Source organism: Streptomyces sp. NBC_00045, from assembly GCF_045041095.1.
GTDB lineage: Bacteria > Actinomycetota > Actinomycetes > Streptomycetales > Streptomycetaceae > Streptomyces.
In genome coordinates this window covers 4,051,161-4,077,751 of sequence record NZ_CP108271.1, presented here as the reverse complement: position 1 = coordinate 4,077,751, position 26,591 = coordinate 4,051,161, and the positions used below count along the sequence as shown (strand labels likewise).

The following is a 26,591-nucleotide window of genomic DNA, read 5'->3' as shown; positions in this document are numbered from 1 at the left end:
GGGAAACGCTCCGCACACCGGAAGCGGAGGCTCACCAGTGTGCCGCGGCGTGCAGCAGCCGCTCGTGCGCACGGGCGAGGTGGGCGAGGGCGAGACTGCCGGCCCGCACGACGAGGAACCAGGTCCGCAGCGGCGGTACGGGCGGCTCCAGCAGGGCGACGATCTGCCCGCGGTCGAGGGCGTCCTGGCACAGGTACCGAGGCAGGACGGCGAGTCCGGCGCCGGCCCGGACGCATTCCAGTACGGCCCGGAGATCCGGGGCGACGACGGTGGCGGCATCGGGCCGGGTGCCGGGCCGGGTCTCGAAGACCGCGGCCCAGTAGCGGGCGACGAGCGGCAGCGTCTCGTGGACCTCGACGAGCGGAATGCCGTCGAAGGCGGCGGGGCCGGACTCGCGCAGCCGGTCGGGATCGACGAGGGCCGCCCAGTAGGGCGCGGCGACCAGGACGTGCTCCTCGTCGCACAGGGCGGTCGTGCTGAAGAGTCCGCCGCGCGGCCGGGCGGTGGTGACGACGAGGTCGTGGTGGCCGGCGGCGAGCCCGTCGAGGACTTCCTCGGCGCCGGCCTGGAGGACGGTGCGCAAGGTGTGGCCCTGACCGACGAGCGGTGCGAGGGCGGGCAGGACGCGCAGGCACAGGAACTCGGGGGGACCGGCCACGTGCAGGGTGCGCAACGCGCCGGCGGCCTCCCGCTCCGCCTCGGTGATCCGCAGCAGGGCGTCGAGGTGCGGGGCGGCCTTGTGGGCGAGCTCGTCGCCGACGGCGGTGGGGGTGACGCCGCGGGCCCTGCGGTGGAACAGGGGCCGCCCCAGCTGGCGTTCGAGGGTGCGGATCTGTGAGGTGACGGCGGGCTGGGACAGCCCGAGGAGCGCGGCGGCGCGGGTGAACGAGCCCGCCCGGTGCACGGCGACGAAGGTGCGCAGCAGGGCCAGGTCCATGAGGGCCCCTCTCGGTGGGGGCCTTCAACTATAAATATGCCGATAGGCCCCTGTCGTTACCGTGATTGGACTCTGACGCTGAGTCAACTAGCCTTGTGCGCGTGGTTCTTCGCGCGTGGAACCCGGGGCGGTCCGAGCCACTAGGGGGGAGGCTCGGACCGCTCTCGTTCCGGCTGCTCAGGCGTGGCCGCCCGCGGCGTCGAGGGCCCGCAGTACGTCCGCGACCAGGTCATCGGTGTCCTCGGCCCCGGCCGAGAAGCGGATGAAGCCTTCCGGGACGGAATCGCCGCCCCACCGTCCGCGCCGCTCCGCTGTGGATCGTACGCCGCCGAAGCTGGTGGCGTCCTCGACCAGGTGCAGGGCCGCCATGAAGCGTTCGGCGTGCCTGCGGTCGGCCAGCGTGAAGGAGACCACGGATCCGAAGCCCCGCATCTGCCGGACGGCCGTTTTGTGGGAGGGGTCCGCCGGCAGCCCCGGGTAGCGCAGCCCGGTGACGTCCGTGCGGTCGGTCAGCGCCTCGGCGACCGCAAGCGCGTTGGCCCACTGGCGCTGTGCGCGCAGCTGGATGGTGGCCAGGGAGCGGTGGGCGAGCCAGGCCTCCATCGGACCCGGGATCGCACCGATGATCTTTCGCCAGCGCCGGACGCTGGCGGCGAGGTCCGCGTCGCGGCACACGACGTAGCCGAGCAGCAGGTCGCCGTGGCCGGTGAGGCCCTTGGTGCCGCTGGCGACGGAGAAGTCCGCGCCGAGTTCCAGGGGCCGCTGACCGAGCGGGGTGGCGAGCGTGTTGTCGACGGCGACCAGGGTGCCGCCGGCGTGGGCGGCGTCGGCCAGGCGCCGGATGTCGCACACGTCGAGCCCGGGGTTGGAGGGGGTCTCGATCCACAGCAGCCGGGCCCCTTCGAGGACGGCGAGCTGTGCGTCGTCACCCGTCGAGGCCGTGCGTACGTGGATCCCGTACGCCTCCAGCTGTTCGCGCACCAGCGGAAGTGCCTGGTAGCCGTCGTCGGGCAGGACGACGGTGTCGCCGGTGCGGGCCTGGGAGAGGAGGACGGCGGAGACCGCGGCCATGCCGGACGCGAAGACGACGGTCTCCACGCCGGCCTGGCCGGGCGCTTCGAGTTCCCCGATGGCCCGCTCCAGCAGGGTCCAGGTCGGGTTGGTGTCGCGGCCGTAGGTGTACGGGCCCTCCACGTCGCCGGGGAGGTGGAAGTGGGCGGCGAAGACGGGTCCGGGCAGGGGTGGTTCGTTCTTGACGGGCTCGGGCAGTCCGGCGCGCACGGCCCGGGTGCCGTCGCCGATGCCGTCCGCCTCGGCGGACCGGGTCCGGGGCCCGGCTCCGGCCGCCGTGTGTTGCGCTGCGGTTGTCGCTGCCTCGTCGGCATGGTCGTTCACGCGCTGTGCTCCTTCACTGCCTCGAACCTCCGGTCCCAACGGCGCGGTGGAATGGGGTCCAGCTCAGTCCTTGTCGGGCAGGGCCATGTTCACGGCCCAGGAGACGACGGAGATGATCAGGCCGCCGAGCAGGGCGGTCCAGAAGCCGTCGACGTGGAAGCTGAGGTCGAGCTGCTCGGCCAGCCAGGAGGTCAGCATCAGCATCAGGGCGTTCACGACGAGCGTGAACAGTCCGAGGGTGAGGACGAACAGCGGCAGCGAGAGGAGCTTCACCACCGGCTTGACGATGATGTTGACCAGGCCGAAGACCAATGCGACCAGGATCAGCGTCAGGGTCCTGCGGCCCAGGGAGCTGTGGTCGTCCAGCGTGATGCCGGCAAGCAACCAGATGGCGACGGCCAGGGCTGCCGCGTTCGCGAGCGTCTTGACTACGAAATTCGTCATGTGTCTGATCGTGGCAGAGAAGATCCCTGTGGGACATCATCAGATCAGCGGATGCCGGGGAACGCGAGAAAGCAAGGGGCACAACGACGATGAAGGCCTTCCGGCTGGACGAGCTTGAGGCGGAGCGGCTCGCGAACGACGGCGCCTATCTGCAGTTCCTGCACGAACGGAACATGTCGGTCGGGCTGTACGCGCTCGATGCCGGGCAGAGCGACCCGCAACAACCGCACCGCCAGGACGAGGTGTACTTCGTGGTGAGCGGCCGGGCCTCGATCACGGTCGGGGAGGAGACGACGACGGTGGCGCGCGGCAGTGTCGTCTACGTACCCGCCGGTGTGGTGCACAAGTTCCACCACATCACCGAGGACCTGCGGGTCCTGGTCGTGTTCTCCCCGCCGGAGGCCTAGCCGGCGGACCGCGTCCCAGGGTCGGACCCCCCGATTCCCCTAGGGGGCGGATCAGGGGAGTCCGGGGGCTTGCGGACCCCCGGACGGTTGTGCGGCCTCCTAGCATCGAGAGCAGGAAGTCACGGCTCAGGAAGAGGTTGAGGACATGGACGGGATCCGAGAGACATTCGCAGGCATGCCCTGGTGGGTTAAGTGGGTCGCGATCCCGCTTCTGGTGCTCTTCGTCTTCGGCGGGGTCATCACGACCGTCCTCGGCGCCCTGATCTCGTTCGCCTTCAAGCTGCTGCTCTTCGTCGCCCTCGTCGGCGGCCTCGTCTTCGTCGTGAAGAAGTTCACCGGCAGCGGTACGAAGTCCTCCTCGCGCGACTGGTAGGCCTTGGCCCCCGGCCCGACCGGCCCGACCGGCTCTGGCCTTCCGGCCTCCGACTCCGGCACCGCTCGGGGGCTCCGGGTCAATCCCGGTGATTAACCCGGGCGGGGGAACGAGGGGCGGCATACCGCTCATGCCGGGGGAATCGGCAGATAGAGTGGCAATCTGTGTCGTTCCCTGGGCGCCGGACTCCGGTAGCGCCGCCCTGACCTGCGTTTTTCTTCAGTGTCGACCGAGTGCGACCCCCAGGAGCCGCGGCACGTGCGGGGGCGGCCCCCGCCGGGCGGGCCCTCCCCAGGCCCGCCGCCACGCCTGGGGGTGAGCTTTGTCTTCGGTTCACAATGCCGGTGTGCCGACGCTGATCGGTTCGGTGCAGCGCGCGTTGAGGCTGCTCGAAGCAGCGGGCTCCCACAGCGAGGGAGCCCCGGCGAAACAACTGGCGCGCGAAGCCGGGCTGCCGCTCCCCACCGCGTACCACCTGCTGCGCACCCTCACCCATGAGGGCTATCTGCGGCGCGCGGGCGGAGTGTTCCTGCTCGGTGCCGCCGCCGAGCGGCTGGCGGGTGGCGGACTGCAGCAGAAACGTCGCAGCATGATCCTCGACTCCCTCGCGCACTTCCGTGACGTGGTCGGGGCCCCCGTCTACTTCGCGGTGTTCCGTGAAGGTGAGATCGAACTCGTGGGCGTCTCGGACACCCCGGCCAGTCCCGCGGTCGAGGAGTGGGCCGATTTTCGTGCGACCGGGCACGCGCACGCCATCGGGCAGTGCCTGCTGGCCCAACTCGACGAGAAGACGCGCAGGGACTACTACGACCGGCACCCGGTCGAGGCCGTCACCCAGTACACCGTCCGGGACCAGCGTGCCCTCGAAACCCGCATCCGCTCTCTCGGCCGCATGGAGCCGGTTACGGAGCGTCAGGAGTACGCGCTGGGCACGGTCTGTGCGGCCATCCCCATTACTGCAGGCGATACCGCCGCAACCATGGCGATTTCCCTCCCTTTGCACCAGGAGGAACGATTGCTTTATGTAGTCAATCGGCTACGGAGTGAAGTAGGCGCGCTGTTGAGCACCCTCTCGTTCTCTATCAGTATCTGAAAACTCACTCCTTGTGATCTGCATGCGCTTCCACCACCCTTGTCAAGAGGGCCCTGGGGGACCATTCCTGGCCACTTCCACTACAGCGGGGTAGTCCATGCGCGAGTCGGTACAGGCAGAGGTCATGATGAGCTTCCTCGTTTCCGAGGAGCTCTCGTTCCGGATCCCGGTGGAACTCCGGTACGACACCCGTGACCCCTACGCAGTGCGGCTGACCTTCCACCTTCCCGGAGACGCGCCCGTGACCTGGGCGTTCGGTCGCGAGCTCCTCCTCGACGGCATCAACAAGCCCTGCGGTGACGGCGATGTGCACATCGCCCCCACCGATCCCGACGAGCTGTCCGACGTCCACATCAGGCTCCAGGTCGGCACCGACCGGGCTCTGTTCCGCGCCGGCGCGGCGCCGCTCGTCGCGTTCCTCGACCGTACAGACCGGCTTGTTCCGCTCGGTCAGGAGCGCAACCTCGGCGACTTCGAGGAGAACCTCGACGAGGCGCTGGACCGGATCCTGGCCGAGGCGCGGCAGAACGAGCAGAACGCGGGCTGAGCGGACCGGCCGAGCCGAGCCGCCCCGGGCCCCCGAGCCACCCGGGTCGCTCAGCGCTTGCGCCGCCGCCCCCGGCCCCCGCGGACCGGCCCCGAGGCCACCGCTGCGGCCGGGGACCCCGGCCGGTCCGCCGAAACCACCAGCGCAGCGAGGGCCGTGGTCACCGGCACCGAGGCCACGAGTCCGATCGACCCGACGAGGGTCCGTACGATCTCCTCAGCCACCAGCTCGCTGTTGGCCACCGACCCCATGCTGCTGTTCGCGATCGAGAACAGCAGCAGCAGGGGGAGCGCCGCGCCCGCGTAAGCCAGTACCAGGGTGTTGACCACCGATGCGATGTGGTCGCGGCCGATGCGGATGGCCGCTCGGTAGAGGGCACGGGGCCCCATCGAGGAGTCGGCCTGGTGGAGTTCCCAGACCGCGGAGGTCTGGGTGACCGTCACGTCGTCGAGCACGCCCAGCGATCCGATGATCACACCTGCAAGCAGCAGACCGCTCATGTCGATGTCCGGGTACAGCCCGTGGATCAGACCGGTGTTGTCGTCGGTGTTGCCGCTGAGGAACGCCCAGTCGACGAACACCGTTCCCAGCAGTCCGATCAGCAGCAGCGAGACGAGGGTCCCCAGGACGGCGACGGACGTGCGGGCGCTCAGGCCGTGGCACATGTAGAGCGCGATGAGCATGATGGCGCTGGCGCCGATGACCGCGACGACCAGCGGGTTGGAGCCCTGCAGGATCGCCGGGAGGATGAAGAGGGTCAGCACGCCGAAGCTGACGGCCAGCGCGATCAGCGCGAACAGGCCCCGCATCCGGCCGACGACGACCACCGCCACCGCGAAGATGCCGGCCAGCACCGCCAGGGGCAGTTTGCGGTTCACGTCGACCACGGAGTACTGGAGATCGCGGGGCGCGTCCGGCGCGTACGCGACGACCACCTCCTGGCCGTCCTCCAACTGCCGCGGCGCGCCGGGTTGGACGATCTCGAAGAAGGTGCGGCCCTTGTCGGGTCCGGTGCCGACCTCGACGGTGGCCTTCTTGCACTCGCCGGTCTGCGCTGCCCGGGCCTCGCGGCCCTCCGGGGTGGTGGGGTTGCTCGTGGCCGGAACCTGCGAGGCGTTCACCGATTTGCAGTCGACCTGTTCGAGCGCGACCACCCGGCCCTGTTGGGTCTGCCGGTCGAAGCCCACTCCGGAGCGCTCGTGGGCGGGGGCACCGCCCGGCCACAGCACCACCAGGCCGACGAAGACGGCGGCGGCGAAGGGGATCAGTACCGCTGCGATGACCTTGCGCAGGTGCTTCGAGACCGGAGCCGCCGGCCCGTGGCCATGGGAATGCCCGTGGGAATGCGCTTGGGCGGGACCGTGGTCATGCCCTTGGTCATGCCCGTGGCCCGCGTCTGCGTGGCCGGAGTGACCCGTGGGCTGAGTGGGTGCGGTGGGGGGCTGCGGCGATGACGTCACCAGCCGATCATCGCAAGAGTTGAGGGGGCCCACTGTTCAGCACGCCACAAGTGACGCTAGCGTGGGGTCACCTTTGCACAACGCGGGAGCTCGGAGCACCGGGCTGAGAGGGCGCTGATCACCGTACGCGCAGCACACATGCGTACGGGAAGAGGCTGCGTCGACCGCCGAACCTGTTACCGGGTAATGCCGGCGTAGGGAGATCAGGTCTCATGACCATTCAGGACGCACGCACGCCTGCCGTCAGCCAGGACGCCGACGGCCAGACCGAGCGCCAGCCGGGCTGGCACAAGGGCTACGTGGCGGGTTCCCGCCCCGACATCCGGGTGCCGGTCCGCCAGGTCCACCTCACCAACGGCAAGGACGTGACGCTCTACGACACGTCCGGGCCGTACACCGACCCCCAGATCGAGACCGATGTGCGGCGCGGACTGGCGCCGCTGCGCGAGAACTGGATCATCGGCCGAGGCGACACCGAGGAGTACGCGGGCCGCCCCGTGCGTCCCGAGGACGACGGCATCAAGCACACCTCGCCGCGCGGTGGCCTCAAGAACCTCGACGCGGTCTTCCCGGGCCGCCCCCGCCAGCCCCGCCGCGGCCGCGGCGGCGCAGCGGTCACTCAGCTCGCGTACGCCCGCCGTGGTGAGATCACCCCGGAGATGGAGTACGTCGCGATCCGCGAGAACGTCTCCCCCGAGGTCGTCCGCGAGGAGATCGCCGCAGGTCGCGCGGTTCTTCCCGCCAACGTGAACCACCCGGAGATCGAGCCGATGATCATCGGCAAGCGGTTCCTGGTCAAGGTCAACGCCAACATCGGCAACTCCGCTGTCACCTCTTCCATCGAGGAGGAGGTCGACAAGATGACCTGGGCGACCAAGTGGGGCGCCGACACGGTCATGGACCTCTCGACGGGCCGCAACATCCACACCACCCGCGAGTGGGTGCTGCGCAACTCTCCCGTACCGATCGGCACCGTGCCGCTCTACCAGGCGCTGGAGAAGGTCGACGGCCGCGCCGAGGACCTGACCTGGGAGATCTACAAGGACACGGTCATCGAGCAGGCCGAGCAGGGCGTCGACTACATGACGGTCCACGCCGGCGTGCTGCTGCCTTACGTCCCGCTGACCGCCCGCCGCAAGACCGGCATCGTCTCGCGCGGTGGCTCGATCATGGCCGCCTGGTGCCTCGCGCACCACAAGGAGAACTTCCTCTACACGAACTTCGAGGAGCTCTGCGAGATCCTCGCGTCGTACGACGTCACGTACTCGCTGGGCGACGGTCTGCGCCCCGGCTCCATCGCCGACGCCAACGACGCCGCGCAGTTCGCCGAGCTGAAGACCCTGGGCGAGCTGAACACGATCGCCAAGCGCCACAACGTGCAGACCATGATCGAGGGCCCGGGCCACGTCCCGATGCACAAGATCAAGGAGAACATCGACCTCCAGCAGGAGATCTGCGAGGAGGCGCCGTTCTACACGCTCGGCCCGCTGACCACGGACGTCGCCCCGGCCTACGACCACATCACCTCGGGCATCGGCGCCGCGATGATCGCCTGGTGGGGCACCGCGATGCTCTGCTACGTCACGCCGAAGGAGCACCTCGGCCTGCCCAACCGTGACGACGTGAAGACCGGCGTCATCACGTACAAGATCGCTGCGCATGCTGCGGACCTCGCCAAGGGCCACCCCGGCGCGCAGGAATGGGACGACGCGCTGTCGGACGCGCGGTTCGAGTTCCGTTGGGAGGACCAGTTCAACCTGGCCCTCGACCCGGTCACGGCCCGCGAGTTCCACGACGAGACGCTCCCGGCCGAGCCGGCCAAGACCGCGCACTTCTGCTCCATGTGCGGTCCGAAGTTCTGCTCGATGAAGATCTCCCAGGACATCCGCCGTGAGCACGGCGGCGACCTGAAGGCCGATGAGATCGAGGCGGGCATGGCGGAGAAGTCCGCCGAGTTCGCGGCGAGCGGCAACCGGGTGTACCTCCCCCTGGCGGACTGACCCGTCCGTCGAGGCCGCACTGCTCTGGGGAGAAGGAGGGGGCTCCCCAGAGCAGCGGCCCGGTGCGAAAACGCTTGCGCTGGAGCGGACTCCAGCTCCTACAGTGCGGGCTCATGACCATGAGATATCGCAGTCTGGGCGGCACCGGCATAGAGGTCAGTGCGCACTGCCTCGGCACGATGATGTTCGGAGCGGTGGGGAACCCCGACCACCAGGAGTGCGTGCGGATCATCCACGCCGCGCTCGATCAGGGGATCAACTTCGTCGACACCGCGGACATGTACTCCGCCGGGGAGTCCGAGGAGATCGTCGGCAAGGCGCTCAAGGGCCGGCGTGACGATGTCGTGCTCGCCACGAAGGTCCACTTCCAGATGGGGGAGGGACGCAATCGCAGCGGGAACTCGCGGCGGTGGATCGTGCGGGCCGTGGAGGACAGTATGCGGCGGCTGGACACCGAATGGATCGACCTCTACCAGGTGCACCGGCCCGACCACTCGACGGACGTCGAGGAGACGCTGTCGGTCCTCGGTGACCTGGTGCGGGCCGGCAAGATCCGCGCCTTCGGCTGTTCCACCTTCCCCGCCGAGGAGATCGTCGAGGCCCATCACGTCGCCGAGCGGCGCTCCCTCCCCCGGTTCCGGACCGAGCAGCCTCCGTACTCGATCCTCGCCCGCGGGATCGAGGCCTCGGTGCTGCCCGTCGCCCGGCGCCACGGGATGGGCGTGCTGACCTGGAGCCCGCTCGCATCCGGTTTCCTGAGCGGCAAGTACCGGCTCGGCGGGCCCGTCGACCTGAGCTCCGGGAGGGCGGCGCTGACGCCGGCGCGCTTCGACCCGGCGATCCCGGGAAACATCGCCAAGCTGGAAGCCGTGGAACAACTCGTCGACCTCGCCGACGGGATCGGCTGCACCCTGCCCGAGCTGGCTGTCGCCTTCCCGCTCGCGCATCCCGCGGTCACCTCGGTGATCATCGGTCCGCGGACCATGGAGCAGCTGAACTCACTGGTCAAGCGAGCCGACCTGGTCCTCGACGACGCGGCGCTCGACCGGATCGACGAGATCGTGCCGCCGGGGACGAACCTCTACCACCCGGACGGAGTGTGGCGCCCGCCGGCTCTGACCGACACCGCCCAACGGCGACGAGCGCCGGGGGACCGTGCCGCAGGAGACAGCGCGGCGGGCTAGTTCCTGGCTTCCGGATCAGCCCTGGATCTTCGCGTGGCGCGATGTTTCACGTGAAACAGGGACGGACGGCCTGCTGCGGGCCACGGCGAAGCCGCGGTTGGTCTGCGTCTGCCGGCGGAAGGCGTCGGGCAGGTCGGGCAGCGCCAGCAGCCGGTCGCAGGCGCGCAGCGAGGCTTCCATGTCCCCCACCCAGTACGCGGTGATGGAGTGCTCGAAGAGCAGCCCCCACTCGTACACCCACGGCTGGACGAACAACAGGTCTGCCGGAGCCGGCCGGTCCAGGACGGCCGTGGTGATCGCGTGTGCTGCGTGGTGGCGGCCCAGCATCCTCAGTCTGGAGGCCAGTTCGTAGCAGGCCTCCAGGCGGTAGGGGCGTGACTCCCAGGCGCGCGAAAGGGCGTCCATGGCGGCCGGCCAGTCGCCCGCATCGGCCTTCAGGACGCCCACCTGGAGCAGGGCGAAGTAAACCTCCTCGGCCCAGCCGCCCATGGCCGCGCACCGCTCGTAGAGCCGGATCGCCTCCGCGGTGTCGCCCATGTCGCGCATCGTCTGGGCGAGGTAGAACACCGTCCGGGTGTTGGAGGGGTCCTGTTTGAGCGCGGCGCCGAGCAGACGGGCATCGCGTTCGAACTTGTCGTGCCGGAACCCCCCGTCAGCGTGGTCCTCGATCGACAGCGCGTCGAGGTTCTGCTGGAAACCGGGCCGCTGGTCGTACTCGCCGGGCTGGTCACAGGTCAGGTACTCGTGGATGACGCCCTCGTACCGCCAGGGGAGATCGCCGCGGACCAGGCGCTTGATGCGGTACTCCGTCGCGCCCTCGTGGCGCAGCATGTACGACTGCGCCGTGAGCGGGGGCAGCGGCCCGCCACGGCGCAGGACGTGGTCGGCGTCGAGGAGGAGCAGGTAGTCGGCCTTGCCCCGGGCATGCGCGATGTTGAGGCTGCGGTTGTGGCCGAAGTCGGTCCAGGGTTCCTCGTGGAGTTCTCCTGGGATCTCGCGCAGAGCACTTCGGATGAGCTCCTGGGTGCCGTCGGTGGATCCGGTGTCGGAGATGACCCAGGTGTCGATGAGGTCCCGTACCGAGTCGAGGCAGCGCTCGATGACGGAGGATTCGTTCTTCACGATCATGCAGAGGCAAATGGTCGGCTTCACGGCCGCTGACCCTAGGGACGGCGCGGTCCGGGCCGGGGGCGGCACGCCGGATGCGGCCCCGGGTGGCTCTCGTGCGCACCGCCAAGTGGCTGCGTGTGCTGGTCCGATCCGCTGACGGGTGGGCGAGCCGAGGTGGCATGCCGGGCAGCACGGGCCGCCGTCACGACGTGCCGCTCTCCGTGCCGCCGAAGTCCGGGCTGCTGAAGTCCGGCGGCGTGTAGCCGGGGCGGGGTCCCTGAGAGGTGGACCCCGGACTGGTGAAGTCGGGCCGGGTGTATCCCAGGTTGGGGATGCGCCCGGCCTTCGGCGTGCCGGGGGCCGGATACGCCGGCCCCGCGTTCGGATCGGCCAGCGCGTCCTTCAGGAACGGCAGGATGCCCCGCTCCAGCAGGGCGTGCCGCCAGGCCTCGCGGGCCCGTGCGACGTCGTCGGGTATCGCCCCGGTGTCGTCCTGCGCCACCACCTCGGTCGCACTGTTCCGGACGGCCGTCACCAGCAGCCCGATCACCGCGAACACCAGGGACACCACGGTCAGCGCGCCGAACAGCCAACCCGCCGTCAGCATCGTCTCGGCGAAGGCCGGTTCGGGCTCGACCGCCTTCAGGACGTAGCCCACCAGCAGGAAGATCAGCATCGCAGTGCCTGCCAGGACCGGCGCGAGCACGGCGACGACGGCGCCTGCGCCCGCGCCGTCGTCGCCCCCGTCCTGCCCGGCAGCCTGGTCCCCGGCCGATCCGGGGGAGGACAGGGCCTCTTCGCGCCGTTCGCCGCGGAGTTTGACGTAGTGCTCGTACTCGGCCGCGGCAGCGGCCGTCAGCAGCGCGCTGGCCCCGATGGCCATCGTGCGCAGTTGTTCGGCGTTCAGTCGCTCGCCGAGGGCGGCGAGCTCGGGCCGTTCGGGCGCGGTGCGCAGCGCCTCGTCGAGGAGCCGATCGAACTCGGGTCGGTCTTCGGTCAGCAGGTGCGGAGCGCTGTTCATGTGCATCCCCCGATGCTCCGTGGGGACCGGTTGGCCCGCGTAGACCCGGGCGCCGGCACAAACGGAGGAGAGCCTGCTACGGATAGGGCGATGGTAGAGCGCCCATGCCACGCGGTGACAGGGGCTTTCCTGAAATTACCCCCGTTCTGATAACCCTCAGTCGTTCAACGGGAGTTGCACGACCAGCAGTTTGCCCGCCATGGTGACGCCGCCGTCCATGGCGATGGCGAGCCCTTCCGCGTAGACGTGGGGGCCGGTCACGGCCTCCGGGCCGCGCGACTCGTCGCCGTCTTCGGTGCCCACTTCGCCCAGCAGGTAGGGGATCGGGCTGTGCCCGTGCACGACGCGGCGGCCACCGTAGGTGTCGAGGAGTTCGCGTACGGCCTGGGGGCCGGTCTCCTCGTCGCGGAAGGCGAACCGCTTGGTGAACTTGCGGAACAGGTCCCAGGTGATGTCCGCGTCGTTGCGGTTGAGCAGCTCGTGGATGGTGTCGTTGACGTCCTCGACCGAGTCGCCGTAGTCGAGGTAAGCGGTGGTGTCGGAGTGCAGCAGGAGGTGTCCGTCGGCCAGCACGGCCGCGTCCAGCCGCGACATCCACTGCAGGTGGACGTCCTCCAGGCGCTCCATGTCGGTGCGCTGGCCGCCGTTGAGCAGCCAGGCGGCCTGGAAGGTGGCGGTGCCGGCGCCCGAGACGACGGGGGTGTCGCCGAACCGCTTGGCGCCGATGAGCAGTAGCTCGTGGTTGCCCATGAGGGCCTTGCAGTAGCCGCCGGCGGCGGCGGCCTCGGCGGACAGCCGCATGACGAGGTCGATGACGCCGATGCCGTCGGGGCCGCGGTCGGTGAAGTCGCCGAGGAACCAGATGCGGGCGTTGCCGGCCGCCCAGCGGCGGTCGGCGTCGATGAGGCCCTGGGCCTGGAGTTCGGTGACGAGCTCGTCCAGATAGCCGTGGACGTCGCCGACGACGTACAGCGGTCCGGGGCCCGCGGCGGGGGTCTCCTGGGGGACGTACTGGACCTGGACGGTGTCGCCCGGCCCGCCGCGGCCGATGATCGGCAGATCGCGGTGGGTGGGGGTGTAGCCCTCGTCGAGGTCGTCCTCGTCGGCAGGTCCGCCCGCGGCGGGTGCCTGGCCCACGGGTGGCGGCGGGGGCACGGGCGCGCCCTCCCCGTAGTAGGCGGGGTAATCGCCGTACACCGGGGCCTCGTCGGGAAGCGCGCCGGGCACGCCGTACGGGACGGGCTCGGTGACCGGAACTCGGAAGTCCCGCAGCGTCTCCGTCCGCATCGCGGGTCCCTGACCGGCCCCCTGAGTCATCGACCCCTCCACCACCGTCGCGCTGCCGTACACCTGCGGACCCTCCTGGCCTCCTGGGCGGAGGGTCCGTGATGTCGTGCGCCCATCATAGGAATGCGGCTCGCGCTCTGTGACGCACCAGGGGTGGTGAATCCAGGGCGGAACCAATAGTTCCTGCCGCTTTATCCAGAAATGGGTGTTTCTGAAATCCTCGGCGGGGCCGTTGGCCCCGCCGGTATTGCGGTGTGGCGGTCAGTCCTTGGCCGGTGAGCGGGGCGGGCTAACGGTCGTACGGGGCTGCCTGCGCTGCGAGGAGGTGCGGATGATCAGCTCGGTCGGGACCACCTGTTCGACCGGGCGGCCGGTGTCGACTCCCTCGATGGCGTCGATGAGCAGCTGCACGACGGCGGTGCCGATGCGGCGCGGTTTGAGCGACAAGGTGGTGATGGGCGGTTCGGTGTTGGCGTACACGGTGGACTCGCTGCAGCACACGAGCAGCAGGTCCTCGGGGACGCGCAGCCCGTAGCGCCGGGCGGCGGCGAGCAGGTCGGTCCCGTTGGGGTCGAAGAGCCCGTAGACGGCGTCGGGGCGGTCGGGCCGGGCGAGCAGCCGGTCCGCGGCGACGGCGCCCGCGCACGGGTCGTGGGCGGGGTAGGACTCGTAGACGGGGTCCTGGCCGACGTGCTCGCACCAGTTGAGGTAGGCGGTGGTTGAGAGCCGGGTGTAGGTGTCGGTGGTGGTGCCGGTCAGCAGCCCGATCCGGCGGGCGCCGGCGGCGGCGAGGTGGTCGAGCAGGTTGAGGACGGCGGCCTCGTGGTCGTTGTCGACCCAGGCGGTGACCGGGAGGGAGCCCGCCGGACGGCCGTCGGAGACGACGGGGAGGCCTTGGCGGACCAGTTCGCTGACGACGGGATCGTGGTCGGAGGGGTCGATCACGACGGTGCCGTCGAGGGCCACGTTGGACCACACGTCGTGTCGGGAGGTGGCGGGGAGGATGACGAGGGCGTAGCCGCGGGCGAGTGCGGCCGAGGTTGCGGCCCTGGCCATCTCGGCGAAGTACGCGAATTCGGTGAAGGTGAAAGGTTCATCCCCGTACGTCGTCACGGTCAGGCCGATGAGGCCCGACTTGCCGGTACGGAGGGTCCGGGCCGCGGCGGAGGGGCGGTAGCCCAGCCGGTCGGCGACCTCGCGAACGTGGCGGCGGGTGGCGTCCGGCAGCCGCCCCTTGCCATTGAGCGCGTCGGAGACGGTCGTGATCGAGACGCCCGCCGCGGCGGCCACGTCCCTGATGCCGGCCCGGCCCTGTCGGCCGGCGGCCCGCCGGGTGGTCTCGGTCCGGCTCACCTGATGCTTCCCTGCTGCTGTCATGGCGAGCCGATAGTAGGGCTCGGCGGGGTGGGTGGTCCGGGTGCATATGCACCCGTTGACAGGCACGATTCTGCATGGTTCGCCACCCCCAATGACCTTGGAAATGAAGGAATTTGGGAGCAGAGAGTAAGCGGGCCGTTTGTCGCCGGGTACGGGCATGCCAAACCGGTGTGGTCCGGGGGCGGTCTCAACTCACCTGTACGAGGGATGCGCGCCACGGCGCGGGCCACCGGCGCACGCATATATGCGTGCGCTCCCCCGCAATCCTGGCGCTGCCATTTTCGGGAGAGCGGAATCCTCATAAGGTGAGCAGTATTGAGTCGACGGCGACGTCGTACGGGACGGTCGAGGAGGACCTGCGGTGAGCGAGAAGAGCCCGAAGCTGCGCGCCGAGCTGGACGGCATTCCCACCTACAAGCCCGGGAAGCCCGCTGCTGCGGGCGGGCCCGTCGCGTACAAGCTGTCCTCGAACGAGAACCCGTACCCGCCGCTGTCCGGGGTGCTGGAGACGGCGATCGCGGCGGCCGGACAGTTCAACCGATACCCGGACATGGCGTGCACGGGCCTGGTGAACGAGCTCGCCGAGCGGTTCGGTGTGCCGGTCGAGCACGTCGCCACGGGTACGGGTTCCGTGGGCGTGGCCCAGTCACTGATCCAGTCGACGGCCGGCCCGGGCGACGAGGTCATCTACGCCTGGCGGTCCTTCGAGGCCTACCCGATCATCACGCAGATCTCGGGTGCGAAGTCCGTGCAGGTCCCGCTGACCGAGGGGGACGTGCACGACCTCGATGCGATGTTCGACGCGATCACCGAGCGGACCCGGCTGATCTTCGTCTGCAACCCCAACAACCCCACCGGCACCGCGGTGCGCCGTGCCGAGCTGGAGCGGTTCCTGGACCGGGTGCCCTCGGACATCCTGGTGGTGCTGGACGAGGCCTACCGGGAGTTCGTCCGCGACGTCGAGGTGCCGGACGGCATCGAGCTCTACCGCAACCGCCCGAACGTCTGCGTGTTGCGCACCTTCTCCAAGGCGTACGGGCTGGCCGGCCTGCGCGTGGGGTTCGCGGTGGCACACGAGCCGGTGGCGGCGGCGCTGCGCAAGACGGCCGTGCCCTTCGGCGTCAGCCAGCTCGCCCAGGACGCGGCGGTCGCCTCGCTGCGTGCCGAGGACGAGCTGATGGGCCGGGTCGGGGCGCTGGTGGGTGAGCGCGCGCGGGTCTACAAGACGCTGCTCGGGCAGGGCTGGACCGTGGTGCCGGAGACGCAGGCGAACTTCGTGTGGATGCGGCTGGGGGAGCGGACCGCCGAGTTCGCGGCAGCCTGCGAGAAGGCCGGTGTGGTGGTCCGGCCCTTCGCGGGTGAGGGCCTGCGGGTCACGATCGGCGAGCCCGAGGCGAACGACCTCTTCCTGCACACGGCGGAGGCCTTCTTCAAGGAGATGTAGCCCTCGGGGACTGCGCGGGTCCGCAGGGGCTGCGCAGGTCTTCAGGGATGGCGCGGGTCCTCGGGAGTCAGGCGAGTTCCACGCGGATCGGGTCGCCGTCGCGGACGGTGGACAGCAGGCGGGGGTCGCCGTCGAACGAGCCGAGCACGTTGCACGGGCTCGCCAGGCGGCTCTCGCCTCCGCGCGAGATGGGCGTGGGGCCGTAGGGAAGCGCGAGCGCGTCGCCTTCGGTCCAGAAGGCGACCGTGCCCGGGTCGACGACCTGCCGGGCGTCGTGTTCCAGTGCCACGGAGACGCCGGTGTCGAAGTAGACCTCCTCGCCCCAGGTGTGGGCGGACGCGGAGATCGGGAGGGCCTCGGCCAGCGCCTTGCTGGTCGGGGTCTCGTCAAGGGTTGCCGTGAGCTGGCCCGCGGGCCAGGAGATTCGAATCCTCATGAGCGGCATTCAACAATCTGTTGAATGTATTGGCTAGGGGGGACCCCGGCTGAAAGCCGTCCGGAGCGGTACGACATAATGCTTGTGAATGTGAACGCGTTCACAAGCGTGTCCTGCTTTGTCGGGTATTGGGTAGGGCATGGCAGACAAACTGCGGCAGTGACCACGGCGCACCGAAGGAGACGACGACGTGGACGTAGCTTTGGCGCCAGAGACGTTGGCGCGCTGGCAGTTCGGCATCACCACCGTCTACCACTTCCTCTTCGTCCCGCTGACGATCTCGCTCGCCGCCCTCACGGCAGGCCTTCAGACCGCCTGGGTGCGTTCGGGGAAGGAGAAGTACCTCAGGGCCACCAAGTTCTGGGGCAAGCTTTTCTTGATCAATATCGCGATGGGTGTCGTCACGGGCATCGTGCAGGAGTTCCAGTTCGGCATGAACTGGTCCGACTACTCGCGGTTCGTCGGTGACATCTTCGGGGCCCCGCTGGCCTTCGAGGCACTCATCGCCTTCTTCTTCGAGTCGACCTTCATCGGCCTGTGGATCTTCGGCTGGGACAAGCTGCCGAAGAAGATCCACCTGGCCTGCATCTGGATGGTCTCGATCGGCACCATCCTCTCCGCGTACTTCATCCTCGCGGCGAATTCCTGGATGCAGCACCCGGTCGGCTACCGGATCAACGAGGAACGGGGCCGGGCCGAGCTCACCGACTTCTGGCTGGTCCTCACCCAGAACACCGCGCTGACCCAGTTCTTCCACACCATCACGGCGGCCTTCCTGGTCGGCGGCGCCTTCATGGTCGGCATCTCGGCCTTCCACCTGGCCCGCAAGAAGCACATCCCCGTGATGAGGACCTCGCTGCGGCTCGGCCTGGTCACCCTGATCATCGCCGGCATGGGCACCGCCATCAGCGGTGACCTGCTCGGAAAGGTGATGTTCAAGCAGCAGCCGATGAAGATGGCCGCCGCCGAGGCGCTGTGGGACGGCGAGGCGCCCGCGCCCTTCTCCGTCTTCGCCTACGGAGACGTCGAAAAGGGCCACAACAAGGTCGCGATAGAGATCCCGGGCCTGCTGTCCTTCCTGGCCAACGACGACTTCACCTCGTTCGTCCCCGGCATCAACGACGTCAACAAGGCCGAACAGGAGAAGTTCGGGCCCGGCGACTACCGGCCCAACATTCCGGTCGCCTACTGGGGCTTCCGCTGGATGATCGGCTTCGGCATGGCATCGCTCGGCGTCGGGGTGCTGGGGCTCTGGCTCACCCGGAAGAAGTTCATGCTGCCTCCGGGCCTGCGGACCGGCGAGGACGAGGTTCCGCACCTGGTCCTCTTCAAGAAGGCGCTGAGCCCCCGGTTCGCCACGTGGTACTGGATCGTCGCCCTCTGGACCATGGGCTTCCCGCTCATCGCCAACTCCTGGGGCTGGATCTTCACCGAGATGGGCCGCCAGCCCTGGGTGGTCTACGGAGTCCTGCGCACCCGTGACGCGGTCTCGCCCCACGTCTCCCAGGGCGAGGTGCTCACCTCGATGATCGGCTTCACGCTCCTGTACGCCGTGCTCGCGGTGATCGAGGTCAGGCTGATGGTGAAGTACGTGAAGCTCGGTCCGCCCGAGCTCACCGAGGCCGACCTGAACCCGCCCACCAAGATCGGCGGGGACGACACGAACCCCGACCGGCCGATGGCCTTCTCCTACTGAGGCCGAGGGGACCACACCATGCAACTCCATGACGTCTGGTTCGTGCTCATCGCGGTCCTGTGGACCGGCTACTTCTTCCTGGAGGGCTTCGACTTCGGGGTCGGTGTCCTGACCAAGCTGCTCGCCCGCGACCGTACGGAGAGGCGGGTCCTGATCAACACGATCGGGCCCGTGTGGGACGGCAACGAGGTCTGGCTGCTCACCGCCGGCGGTGCGACCTTCGCCGCCTTCCCGGAGTGGTACGCCACCCTCTTCTCGGGGTTCTACCTGCCGCTGCTGCTCATCCTGATCTGTCTGATCATCCGCGGTGTCGCCTTCGAGTACCGGCACAAGCGGGACGAGGAGAAGTGGCAGACCAACTGGGAACACGCCATCTTCTGGACCTCGCTGATCCCCGCGTTCCTGTGGGGCGTGGCGTTCGCCAACATCGTGCGCGGCGTGAAGATCGACGCGCACATGGAGTACGTCGGCAGCCTCCTGGACCTGCTCAACGTCTACTCCCTGCTGGGCGGCCTCGTCACCCTCACGCTCTTCACCTTCCACGGGACGGTGTTCACCTCCCTCAAGACGGTCGGGGACATCCGGGAGCGCTCGCGCGCGCTGGCTACCCGGCTGGGTGTGCTCACCGCCGTGCTGGCGCTCGTCTTCCTGATCTGGACCCAGGTCTCGCGTGGTGACGGCAAGAGCATGATCGCCATGGCCGTCGCGGTCGTGGCACTGGCCGGCGCCCTCGCGTTCAACCTGGCGGGCCGCGAGGGCTGGTCGTTCGCCCTCTCCGGGGTCACCATCGCTGCCGCGGTCGCGATGCTCTTCCTGACGCTCTTCCCGAACGTGATGCCGTCCTCGTTGAACGACGCCTGGAACCTCACGGTCACCAACGCCTCGTCCAGCCCGTACACCCTTAAGATCATGACCTGGTGCGCGGGAGTGGCCACGCCGCTCGTCCTGCTCTACCAGGGCTGGACCTACTGGGTGTTCCGCAAGCGGATCGGTACGCAGCACATCGCCGACGCGCACTGATCCCTGACCCTTCTGCCCGGCCCTGCTCTGGGGGATGTTTCACGTGAAACCGATCGACCCGCGCCTGCTTCGGTACGCCCGCTCCACCCGCCTCTTCCTGGCGGCCGTGGTGGCCCTGGGACTTGCCGGGGCGGGGCTGGTCGTCGGTCAGGCGATGCTGATCGCCGAGATCGTGGTCGGCGCCTTCGAGCAGGGGCTGGACGGAGGGGCACTGCGGACGCCGCTGCTGCTGCTCGCGGCCGTGGCGCTGGGGCGCGGCCTGCTCGCCTGGCTCACGGAGCTGGCCGCCCACCGGGCCGGAGCGGCGGTCAAGTCGCAGCTGCGGGGGCGGCTGCTGGACCGGGCCGCCGATCTGGGGCCCGGCTGGCTGAGCGGTCAGCGGACCGGATCGCTGGTGGCCCTGGCCACCCGGGGCGTGGACGCCCTCGACGACTACTTCTCCCGCTACCTGCCCCAGCTGGGGCTCGCGGTGGTCGTCCCGGTGTCGGTCCTCGCCCGGATCGTCACCGAGGACTGGGTGTCGGCAGCCATCATCGTGGTCACGCTGCCGCTCATTCCGCTGTTCATGGTGCTGATCGGCATGGCCACGCAGTCCCGCATGGACCGCCAGTGGCGGCTGCTGTCCCGGCTGTCGGGGCACTTCCTGGACGTAGTGGCCGGACTGCCGACGCTGAAGGTCTTCGGCCGGGCCAAGGCCCAGGCCGAGTCGATCCGCAAGATCACCGACGAGTACCGACAGGCGACGGTGCGGACCCTGCGCATCGCCTTCCTCTCGTCCTTCGCGCTGGAGCTGCTGGCGACGCTGTCCGTGGCGCTCGTCGCCGTGACCATCGGCATGCGGCTGGTCCACGGCGAGCTCGACCTGTACACGGGACTGGTCATCCTGATCCTGGCGCCCGAGGCGTACCTGCCGCTGCGCCAGGTAGGGGCGCAGTACCACGCGGCCGCCGAGGGGCTGGCGGCCGCGGAGGAGATCTTCGAGGTGCTCCAGAACCCCGTCGCTGCCGGCGGCGACGGGGCCCCGGTGCCGGCGGCGCGGCTGCGGATCGAGATCGACGGGGTCGCGGTCCGCCACGAGGGCCGGGGAGAGGACTCGCCGGCACCGGTCTCGCTGTCCGTCGGACCCGGGGAGTGCGTGGCCTTGACCGGGCCGAGCGGCGCGGGCAAGTCCACGCTGCTCCAGGTGCTACTGGGCTTCGTGGCGCCGACCGCGGGTCAGGTGCGGATCGGGGGCGTGGACCTCGCGTCGCTCTCGCTTGAGCAGTGGCGGGAGCGGATCGCGTGGGTGCCTCAGCGCCCGCACCTGTTCGCCGGGACGATCGCGCAGAACGTCCGGCTGGCCCGGCCTGAGGCGTCCGCGGACGCGGTGACCCGGGCACTGCAGGACGCCGGGGCGTGGGAGTTCGTGTCCGCGCTGCCCCGCGGAGTCGACACGGAGCTGGGAGAGGGCGGGGTCGGGCTGTCCGCCGGACAGCGCCAGCGGCTGGCTCTGGCCCGGGCGTTCCTGGCGGACCGGCCGGTGCTGCTGCTGGACGAGCCGACCGCGGCTCTCGACGGGGAGACCGAGGCGGCCGTGGTCGAGGCGGTACGACGCCTCGCGGTCGGGCGGACCGTACTGCTGGTCGTCCACCGGCCGGCGCTGCTGGCCGTGGCCGACCGCGTGGTGCCGGTGGGCGCGGCGGGGGCGGGAGCTGTTCCCCATCCCTCCCCCGTCCGGCTCGGAACCGGTCCCGGGAGTTCCGCCGGCCTCGGCGGGGAGCGCAACGGGCCGTCCGGTCCCGGGGAATGGATCCTCGGCAGCGCCCCCGAGCGGGCGGCCAAGGCCGTCGGCGGCGAGTCGGGAGGGGGCCATCCGCTCCGGCGGGTGCGTGCCGTGGCCAAGCCCTGGCAGGGGCGGTTCCGGCTCGGTCTGCTGCTCGGGGCACTGGCCGTCGGGTGCAGCGTCGGGTTGATGGCCGTCTCCGGATGGCTCATCTCGCGTGCCTCGGAACAGCCGCCCGTGCTCTACCTGATGGTGGCCGTCACGGCCACCCGGACCTTCGGGATCGGGCGGGCCGTCTTCCGGTACGCGGAGCGGCTCGTCTCCCACGACGCCGTGCTGCGGATGCTCGCCGAACTGCGGGTCTCGGTCTTCCGCCGGCTGGAGCGCATCGCACCCGCCGGACTGCGGGAGCAGCGGCGCGGAGACCTGCTGGCCCGTCTGGTGGCCGACGCCGACTCCCTCCAGGACTACTGGCTGCGCTGGCTGCTGCCGGTCGGCACCGCTGTGCTCGTCGGCACCGGCTCGGTCGCCTTCACCGTCTGGCTGCTGCCCGGTGCCGGAGCCGCGCTCGCCGTGGGGCTGCTCGCCGCCGGGGTCGGGGTGCCGCTCGTCAGCGGAGCTTGCGCCCGGCGCGCGGAGCGGCGGCTGGCACCGGCCCGGGGAGAACTCGCGACCCGGGTGGCCGATCTGCTGACCGGGACCGCCGAGCTGACCGTCGCCGGCGCGCTGGCGGGGCGCAAGGAGGCTGCGAAGGACAGCGACCGGACGCTGACCGCCATCGCCTCGCGGGGAGCCGCCGCCACCGGACTCGGGAGCGGGCTGACCGCCCTGGTGTGCGGGCTGACCGTGGTGGTAGCCGCGGCCCTGGCCGGCGATGCCGTGTACGACGGACGGTTGTCCGGCGTGGCCATGGCCGTGGCCGTGCTGACTCCGCTCGCCGCCTTCGAGGCGGTCAACGGGCTTCCGCAGGCCGTTCAGTACCGGCAGCGGGTGCGCCGCAGCGCCGAGCGGATCCACGAGGTCATCGACGCGCCCGTTCCGGTCGCCGAGCCGGAGTACCCGGCCGAGGCGCCGGCCACCCCGTTCCCGCTGCGGCTGACCGGGCTGGCAGCCCGGCATCCCGGACAGGAACAGGACGCCCTGCACGGGCTGGACCTGACGCTGGAGGCCGGCCGCCGGATCGCCGTCGTGGGCTCCTCGGGCGCGGGCAAGACCTCGCTGGCCCAGGTCCTGCTGCGGTTCTTGGACCTGCACGAGGGCACGTACACCTTGGGCGCGACCGATGCGCGCACGCTCGACGGCGACGAGGTCCGCCGGATCGTGGGCCTGTGCGCGCAGGACGCGCACCTCTTCGACAGCTCGGTACGGGAGAACCTGCGGCTGGCCCGGACCGGGGCGAGCGAGGAGCAGCTGCGGGAGGCCTTGGCGGCTGCCCGGCTGCTGGAGTGGGCCGATGGCCTCCCGGACGGCCTGGACACCCTGGTCGGCGAGCACGGCGAGCGGATCTCGGGTGGCCAGCGCCAGCGGCTGGCCCTGGCCAGGGCGCTGCTCGCAGACTTCCCCGTCCTCGTGCTCGACGAGCCGGCCGAGCACCTGGACCTGGCCACCGCGGACGCCCTGACGGCGGATCTGCTCGCCGCGACCGAGGGTCGGACCACGGTGCTGATCACGCACCGGCTGGCGGGCCTGGACGCGGTCGACGAGGTGGTCGTACTGGATCGCGGAACGGTCGTGCAGCGCGGTGCCTACGCGGAGCTGGCTGCCGCCGAGGGCCCGTTGCAGAAGCTGCTGGAGCGCGAGCGGGCGGCCGACGGGGTCCTGGCCAACTTTCCCCGGTAAAAGGGACTAACTAGGCTCAAGGGCATGTCAGCGCAGGAGTCGCAGGAACCGCCGGAGTCACCACCCGGAACACCGGACCCGCTGGAGGCGGCCACCCAGGCCACCCGGAGTCTGCAGGGCCTCTCCACCGAGCTCACTGCGCGGGTGCCGCAACTGCTGGAGGCCATGCGCTCGGTCGGCACCGGCCTCGAACTGCACTCCACGCTCGACCGCATCTGCGAGACCGCGGCCGAACTCGCGGACGCCCGGTACGCGGCGATCGGGGTCGTCGACACCGAGGGCCGCGGGTTGTCGGACTTCGTCACCTTCGGCATCGACGCGGAGACGGCCCGGAAGATCGGACACCGGCCGGACGGGAAGCGGGGTTTGCTCGGTGCGCTGATCTCGCACCCCGACACGGTGCAGCTCGCCGATCTGACGAAGGATCCGCGCTCGGCCGGGTTCCCTGCCCACCACCCACCCATGAAGACCTTCCTCGGTGTCCCGATCCGGGTGCAGGGGGAGATCTTCGGCAATCTGTACCTCGCCGAGAAGAACGGCGGCGGCCGGTTCAACGACTATGACGTCCACATGGTCCGGGTCCTGGCCACCGAGGCGGGCATCGCCATCGGCAACGCCCGGTTGTACGAGGCCGCCACCCAGCGGGAGCGGTGGATCGACGGCTCGGTGGCCGTCACGACCGCCCTGCTGTCGGGCGGGGACGCGGACGACGCCCTCGCGGTGGTGGCCGAGCAGGCCCGCCGTCTGGCCGACTCCGCCGCCGGGATCGTGATGCTGCCCGCTGAGGAGGGAGGCATGGAGATCGTCGCCGTCTCCGCCGACAACCCGGCCACCTCGCTCGGCCTGGTGATTCCGGCCGAGAGCCCGGTGGTGGCGAAGCTGCTCAGGGGTGAGCCGGTCTTCGTGGACGACGCCGCGTCCGATCCCCGCATGGTCAGCCGGCTGACCAGTCAGTACGGGCCCTGCATGATGCTGCCGCTGCACAGCGGCGGGCGGGTGCTCGGCGCACTGGTCACCCCGCGGGGGCGGGGCAAGCGGCCGTTCAGTGAGGCCGAGCGGACCCTGGCCACCCAGTTCGCCTCCCAGGCCGCGCTCGCGCTGATGATGGCCGAGGCGCAGCGTGACCGGGAGCGGCTCGCGGTGTTCGAGGACCGTGACCGGATCGCCCGGGACCTGCACGACCTCGTCATCCAGCGGCTGTTCGCCACCGGATTGATGCTGGAGGGCGCCCAGCGGCGGTCAGTCGTCCCGGAGGTCGTCGATGGGGTCGGCAAGGCCGTGGACGAGCTGGACGTGACCATTCAGGAGATCCGCACCGCGATCTTCGCGCTGCAGCAGGGACCCGCCGAGGTCCCGTCGGGGCTGCGCACCCGGGTCCTGCGAGAGATCAACATGGCCGCGGTGCCACTGGGTTTCAAGCCGTCGCACCGGTTCCTCGGCCCGGTCGACACGGTGGTCGGCGAGCTCGTGGGCAAGAACCTGATCGCAGCGCTGCGCGAGGCCCTGTCGAATGCCTTCCGGCACGCGGAGGCGTCCCGGATCGAGGTGGTGGTGGACTGCACCGTGACGCTGGCCGAGGGGAGGCCCGGGGTACGGCTGGAGGTCGCCGACGACGGGGTGGGCATCGCCGAAGGCGGCCGGCGCAGCGGGCTGCGGAATCTGCGCCGGCGGGCCGAGTCGCTGGGCGGGTCGAGCTCGTACGGCCCCGGGATCGGAGAGGAGAGCACGGGAACCACCCTGGTGTGGGAGGCCCCGCTCTGACGCTCCGGCCGGCTCTTGCGCCGGCTCCGGCGCTACCGCTGGTGGGCGGCGCGCTCCGTGACGAGGCGCTCGATGACGACCGCGACGCCGTCCTCGTTGTTGGCGACCGTACGGCCGGAGGCGGCCGCGAGGACGTCCGGGTGGGCGTTGCCCATCGCGTACGAGGTGCCCGCCCAGCGGAGCATCTCCACGTCGTTCGGCATGTCACCGAAGGCCACGACCTCGGCGGGGGAGATCCCGCGCTCGGCGCAGCACAGCTCCAGGGTGCTGGCCTTGGAGACCCCCAGCCCGCTGATTTCCAGCAGGGCCGTCGGGCTGGAGCGGGTGATCGACGCGTAAGCGCCGGCGGCCGAGCGGGCGAGAGCCAGGAATGCGTCCGGGGCGAGCTCGGGGTGGTGCGCGAGCAGCTTCAGGACGGGAGCGGAGGTGTCGTCGGCCTCCTCCTCCAGCAGCTTCTCGGCGGTCGCCACATGGGCGCCCGGGTCCTGGAAGAAGGGCGGGTACAGCGGCTCGTAATTGATGCCGGTGGTCGTCTCGACCGCGAAGGAGGTGCCCGGGGCGACGGAGCGCAGGGTATCCACCACCGTCAGCGCCGTGGCCCGCGGCAGCGCGCGTACCTGTACGAACTCCCGGCCCGCGTGCAGGTCGACCACCGCGGCTCCGTTCGCGCAGATCGCCAGGCCGTGGCCGTGGACGTGATCGCTGACCACGTCCATCCAGCGGGCGGGGCGGCCGGTGACGAAGAAGACCTCGATCCCGGCCTCCTCGGCGGCTGCGAGCGCGGCGACCGTGCGGAGCGAGACGGATTTGTCGTCGCGCAGCAGGGTGCCGTCGAGGTCGGTGGCGATGAGCCGGGGAGTGGAGGTTGGCCCGTCCGGGCGCTGGGGAGCCGAGGTCACGCCTCCATCTTCGCCCATGGCCTTGCGGCCGCGGACCAGAGCGGGCAGAGCCCGTGCGCTGGATGGCGATGTTTCTTCCCCGACCACCGCTGAAACGTGTCCCTCGATGACACGGGGACGGCAGATGTTTCACGTGAAACACGAGCAGGGTCGTAGGCTCGAACGCATGAGTCTGCGTCTGAGCACTGTGATCCTCCCGGTACGTCCGTGGCATGCGGGCGGCCGCGACCAGTGGGTGCGAGCCGAGCGGCTCGGGTTCCACACGGCATACACCTATGACCACCTGACCTGGAGGTCCTTCCGTGACCTGCCGTGGTTTGGCGCGATCCCGACCCTGACCGCGGCGGCCGCAGCCACCGAGAAGCTGCGACTGGGCACGCTCGTCACCTCTCCGAACTTCCGACACCCGGTGACGCTGGCCAAGGAGCTCATGTCGCTGGACGACATCTCCGGCGGCCGTTTCACCCTCGGCATCGGCGCCGGCGGCAATGGGTTCGATGCCACCGCGCTCGGTCAGGACCCCTGGAGCCCGCGGGAGCGTGCGGACCGCTTCGCGGAGTTCGTTCCCCTGCTGGACCGGCTGCTCACCGAGGCTGCGGTCAGCGAACGCGGTAGCTTCTACTCTGCCGACGAGGCCCGCAACATCCCCGGCTGCGTGCAGCAGCCGCGACTGCCGTTCGCGGTCGCTGCTAACGGCCCGCGTGGTCTCAAGCTGGCTGCCGCCCACGGCCAGGCCTGGGTGACCACCGGCGATCCGAAGCTCTTCGAGGAGGGCACCCCCGAGCAGTCGCTGGAGGCCATCGCCGGCCAGCTGGCCCGGCTCGACAAGGCGTTCGCCGAGATCGGGCGCGCGCCGGAGTCGATGGAGAAGATCCTGCTGACCGGCTTCACCCCGGAGCGCAACACGATGCTGGACTCGGTCGACGCGTTCGTCGACTTCGCCGGCCGTCACCAAGCGCTCGGCTTCACCGAGATCGTGATCCACGCGCCGATCCCGGACTCCGAGTTCGCGGCCGACGAGAACGTCTTCGAGAAGATCGCCACGCAGGGCCTGGCCCAGCTGGCCGGCTGATGACCGTGATGCCCCGTCGCCGTACGG

Annotated in this window: 22 protein-coding genes and 1 riboswitch; of the genes, 12 read left to right on the top strand and 10 right to left on the bottom strand. The window is 70.2% G+C overall.

The features are described 5' to 3' along the window. Positions 1-31: 31 nt before the first annotated feature. From OHA65_RS19060 to OHA65_RS19050, 3 genes are all read right to left on the bottom strand, one after another. A complete protein-coding gene (locus OHA65_RS19060; protein ID WP_327284292.1) occupies positions 32-937 on the bottom strand; it encodes a LysR family transcriptional regulator in 906 nt (301 codons plus the stop codon). 177 nt (positions 938-1,114) lie between these two features. Continuing rightward, a complete protein-coding gene (locus tag OHA65_RS19055) occupies positions 1,115-2,239 on the bottom strand; it encodes a cystathionine gamma-lyase (protein WP_371646879.1) in 1,125 nt (374 codons plus the stop codon). 156 nt (positions 2,240-2,395) lie between these two features. Further along, positions 2,396-2,776 carry a phage holin family protein gene (locus OHA65_RS19050; RefSeq protein ID WP_327284290.1) on the bottom strand — a complete coding sequence of 127 codons (381 nt, stop codon included), beginning with the start codon at positions 2,774-2,776 and terminating at the stop codon, positions 2,396-2,398. Positions 2,777-2,865: 89 nt separating this feature from the next. Here OHA65_RS19050 and OHA65_RS19045 point away from each other — a divergent pair, with 89 nt between their 5' ends. The 4 genes from OHA65_RS19045 to OHA65_RS19030 all read left to right on the top strand — a co-directional run bounded on the left by OHA65_RS19045 (position 2,866) and on the right by OHA65_RS19030 (position 5,196). After that, positions 2,866-3,183 carry a cupin domain-containing protein gene (locus OHA65_RS19045; RefSeq protein ID WP_371644138.1) on the top strand — a complete coding sequence of 106 codons (318 nt, stop codon included), beginning with the start codon at positions 2,866-2,868 and terminating at the stop codon, positions 3,181-3,183. A 154-nt stretch (positions 3,184-3,337) separates the two neighbouring features. Then, on the top strand, positions 3,338-3,556 hold the full coding sequence (locus tag OHA65_RS19040) for a DUF5326 family protein (RefSeq protein ID WP_327285715.1): 219 nt from the start codon (positions 3,338-3,340) through the stop codon (positions 3,554-3,556). A 346-nt stretch (positions 3,557-3,902) separates the two neighbouring features. Then, positions 3,903-4,649 (top strand): IclR family transcriptional regulator, encoded by a 747-nt coding sequence (locus OHA65_RS19035; RefSeq protein WP_371644135.1) that lies wholly within the window; start codon positions 3,903-3,905, stop codon positions 4,647-4,649. Positions 4,650-4,746: 97 nt separating this feature from the next. Beyond that, positions 4,747-5,196 (top strand): SsgA family sporulation/cell division regulator, encoded by a 450-nt coding sequence (locus tag OHA65_RS19030; protein WP_327284288.1) that lies wholly within the window; start codon positions 4,747-4,749, stop codon positions 5,194-5,196. A gap of 50 nt (positions 5,197-5,246) precedes the next feature. Here OHA65_RS19030 and OHA65_RS19025 read toward each other — a convergent pair whose 3' ends face one another. Then, positions 5,247-6,656, bottom strand: coding sequence for a YibE/F family protein (locus tag OHA65_RS19025; RefSeq protein ID WP_327284287.1), 1,410 nt, complete (start codon positions 6,654-6,656; stop codon positions 5,247-5,249). 72 nt (positions 6,657-6,728) lie between these two features. After that, positions 6,729-6,874: riboswitch (TPP riboswitch) on the top strand. Between OHA65_RS19025 and thiC the strand changes: the two genes are divergently transcribed. Together thiC and OHA65_RS19015 are read left to right on the top strand one after the other, a co-directional pair. Next, complete coding sequence (gene thiC, locus OHA65_RS19020) at positions 6,869-8,656, top strand: phosphomethylpyrimidine synthase ThiC (RefSeq protein ID WP_327284286.1); 1,788 nt, start codon at positions 6,869-6,871, stop codon at positions 8,654-8,656. (Overlaps the previous riboswitch by 6 nt.) A gap of 119 nt (positions 8,657-8,775) precedes the next feature. Then, positions 8,776-9,840: an aldo/keto reductase gene (locus OHA65_RS19015; RefSeq protein ID WP_327285714.1), complete on the top strand. Its 1,065-nt coding sequence runs from the start codon at positions 8,776-8,778 to the stop codon at positions 9,838-9,840. A 15-nt stretch (positions 9,841-9,855) separates the two neighbouring features. On the opposite strand, the gene OHA65_RS19010 is transcribed toward OHA65_RS19015, so the two are convergent. The 4 genes from OHA65_RS19010 to OHA65_RS18995 all read right to left on the bottom strand — a co-directional run bounded on the left by OHA65_RS19010 (position 9,856) and on the right by OHA65_RS18995 (position 14,635). Next, positions 9,856-10,992, bottom strand: a complete 1,137-nt coding sequence (locus OHA65_RS19010) for a glycosyltransferase (RefSeq protein WP_405762180.1) — start codon at positions 10,990-10,992, stop codon at positions 9,856-9,858. A gap of 160 nt (positions 10,993-11,152) precedes the next feature. Further along, a complete protein-coding gene (locus tag OHA65_RS19005; protein WP_327284284.1) occupies positions 11,153-11,977 on the bottom strand; it encodes a hypothetical protein in 825 nt (274 codons plus the stop codon). 150 nt (positions 11,978-12,127) lie between these two features. Continuing rightward, positions 12,128-13,303 (bottom strand): metallophosphoesterase, encoded by a 1,176-nt coding sequence (locus OHA65_RS19000; RefSeq protein WP_328765213.1) that lies wholly within the window; start codon positions 13,301-13,303, stop codon positions 12,128-12,130. A gap of 216 nt (positions 13,304-13,519) precedes the next feature. Further along, a complete protein-coding gene (locus OHA65_RS18995) occupies positions 13,520-14,635 on the bottom strand; it encodes a LacI family DNA-binding transcriptional regulator (RefSeq protein ID WP_327284283.1) in 1,116 nt (371 codons plus the stop codon). A 361-nt stretch (positions 14,636-14,996) separates the two neighbouring features. Between OHA65_RS18995 and hisC the strand changes: the two genes are divergently transcribed. Next, on the top strand, positions 14,997-16,079 hold the full coding sequence (gene hisC, locus OHA65_RS18990) for a histidinol-phosphate transaminase (RefSeq protein ID WP_327284282.1): 1,083 nt from the start codon (positions 14,997-14,999) through the stop codon (positions 16,077-16,079). A gap of 67 nt (positions 16,080-16,146) precedes the next feature. Here hisC and OHA65_RS18985 read toward each other — a convergent pair whose 3' ends face one another. After that, positions 16,147-16,515 carry a cyclophilin-like fold protein gene (locus tag OHA65_RS18985; protein WP_266627638.1) on the bottom strand — a complete coding sequence of 123 codons (369 nt, stop codon included), beginning with the start codon at positions 16,513-16,515 and terminating at the stop codon, positions 16,147-16,149. Positions 16,516-16,705: 190 nt separating this feature from the next. Here OHA65_RS18985 and OHA65_RS18980 point away from each other — a divergent pair, with 190 nt between their 5' ends. The 4 genes from OHA65_RS18980 to OHA65_RS18965 are packed head-to-tail and all read left to right on the top strand — an operon-like array spanning position 16,706 to position 24,593. Then, positions 16,706-18,211, top strand: coding sequence for a cytochrome ubiquinol oxidase subunit I (locus OHA65_RS18980; RefSeq protein ID WP_327284281.1), 1,506 nt, complete (start codon positions 16,706-16,708; stop codon positions 18,209-18,211). 18 nt (positions 18,212-18,229) lie between these two features. Beyond that, complete coding sequence (gene cydB, locus OHA65_RS18975; protein ID WP_328763206.1) at positions 18,230-19,231, top strand: cytochrome d ubiquinol oxidase subunit II; 1,002 nt, start codon at positions 18,230-18,232, stop codon at positions 19,229-19,231. Positions 19,232-19,274: 43 nt separating this feature from the next. Then, the gene (gene cydD, locus OHA65_RS18970; protein WP_371644128.1) at positions 19,275-22,832 is read left to right on the top strand and encodes a thiol reductant ABC exporter subunit CydD; all 3,558 of its coding nucleotides are present in this window, start codon (positions 19,275-19,277) and stop codon (positions 22,830-22,832) included. 24 nt (positions 22,833-22,856) lie between these two features. Then, positions 22,857-24,593 carry a GAF domain-containing protein gene (locus tag OHA65_RS18965; protein WP_329314013.1) on the top strand — a complete coding sequence of 579 codons (1,737 nt, stop codon included), beginning with the start codon at positions 22,857-22,859 and terminating at the stop codon, positions 24,591-24,593. Between the two features lie 32 nt (positions 24,594-24,625). On the opposite strand, the gene OHA65_RS18960 is transcribed toward OHA65_RS18965, so the two are convergent. Next, on the bottom strand, positions 24,626-25,510 hold the full coding sequence (locus tag OHA65_RS18960; protein WP_371644125.1) for a Cof-type HAD-IIB family hydrolase: 885 nt from the start codon (positions 25,508-25,510) through the stop codon (positions 24,626-24,628). Positions 25,511-25,658: 148 nt separating this feature from the next. On the opposite strand from OHA65_RS18960, the gene OHA65_RS18955 reads away from it, so the two are divergent. Beyond that, positions 25,659-26,564 (top strand): LLM class flavin-dependent oxidoreductase, encoded by a 906-nt coding sequence (locus tag OHA65_RS18955; RefSeq protein WP_327284276.1) that lies wholly within the window; start codon positions 25,659-25,661, stop codon positions 26,562-26,564. Positions 26,565-26,591 lie beyond the last annotated feature (27 nt).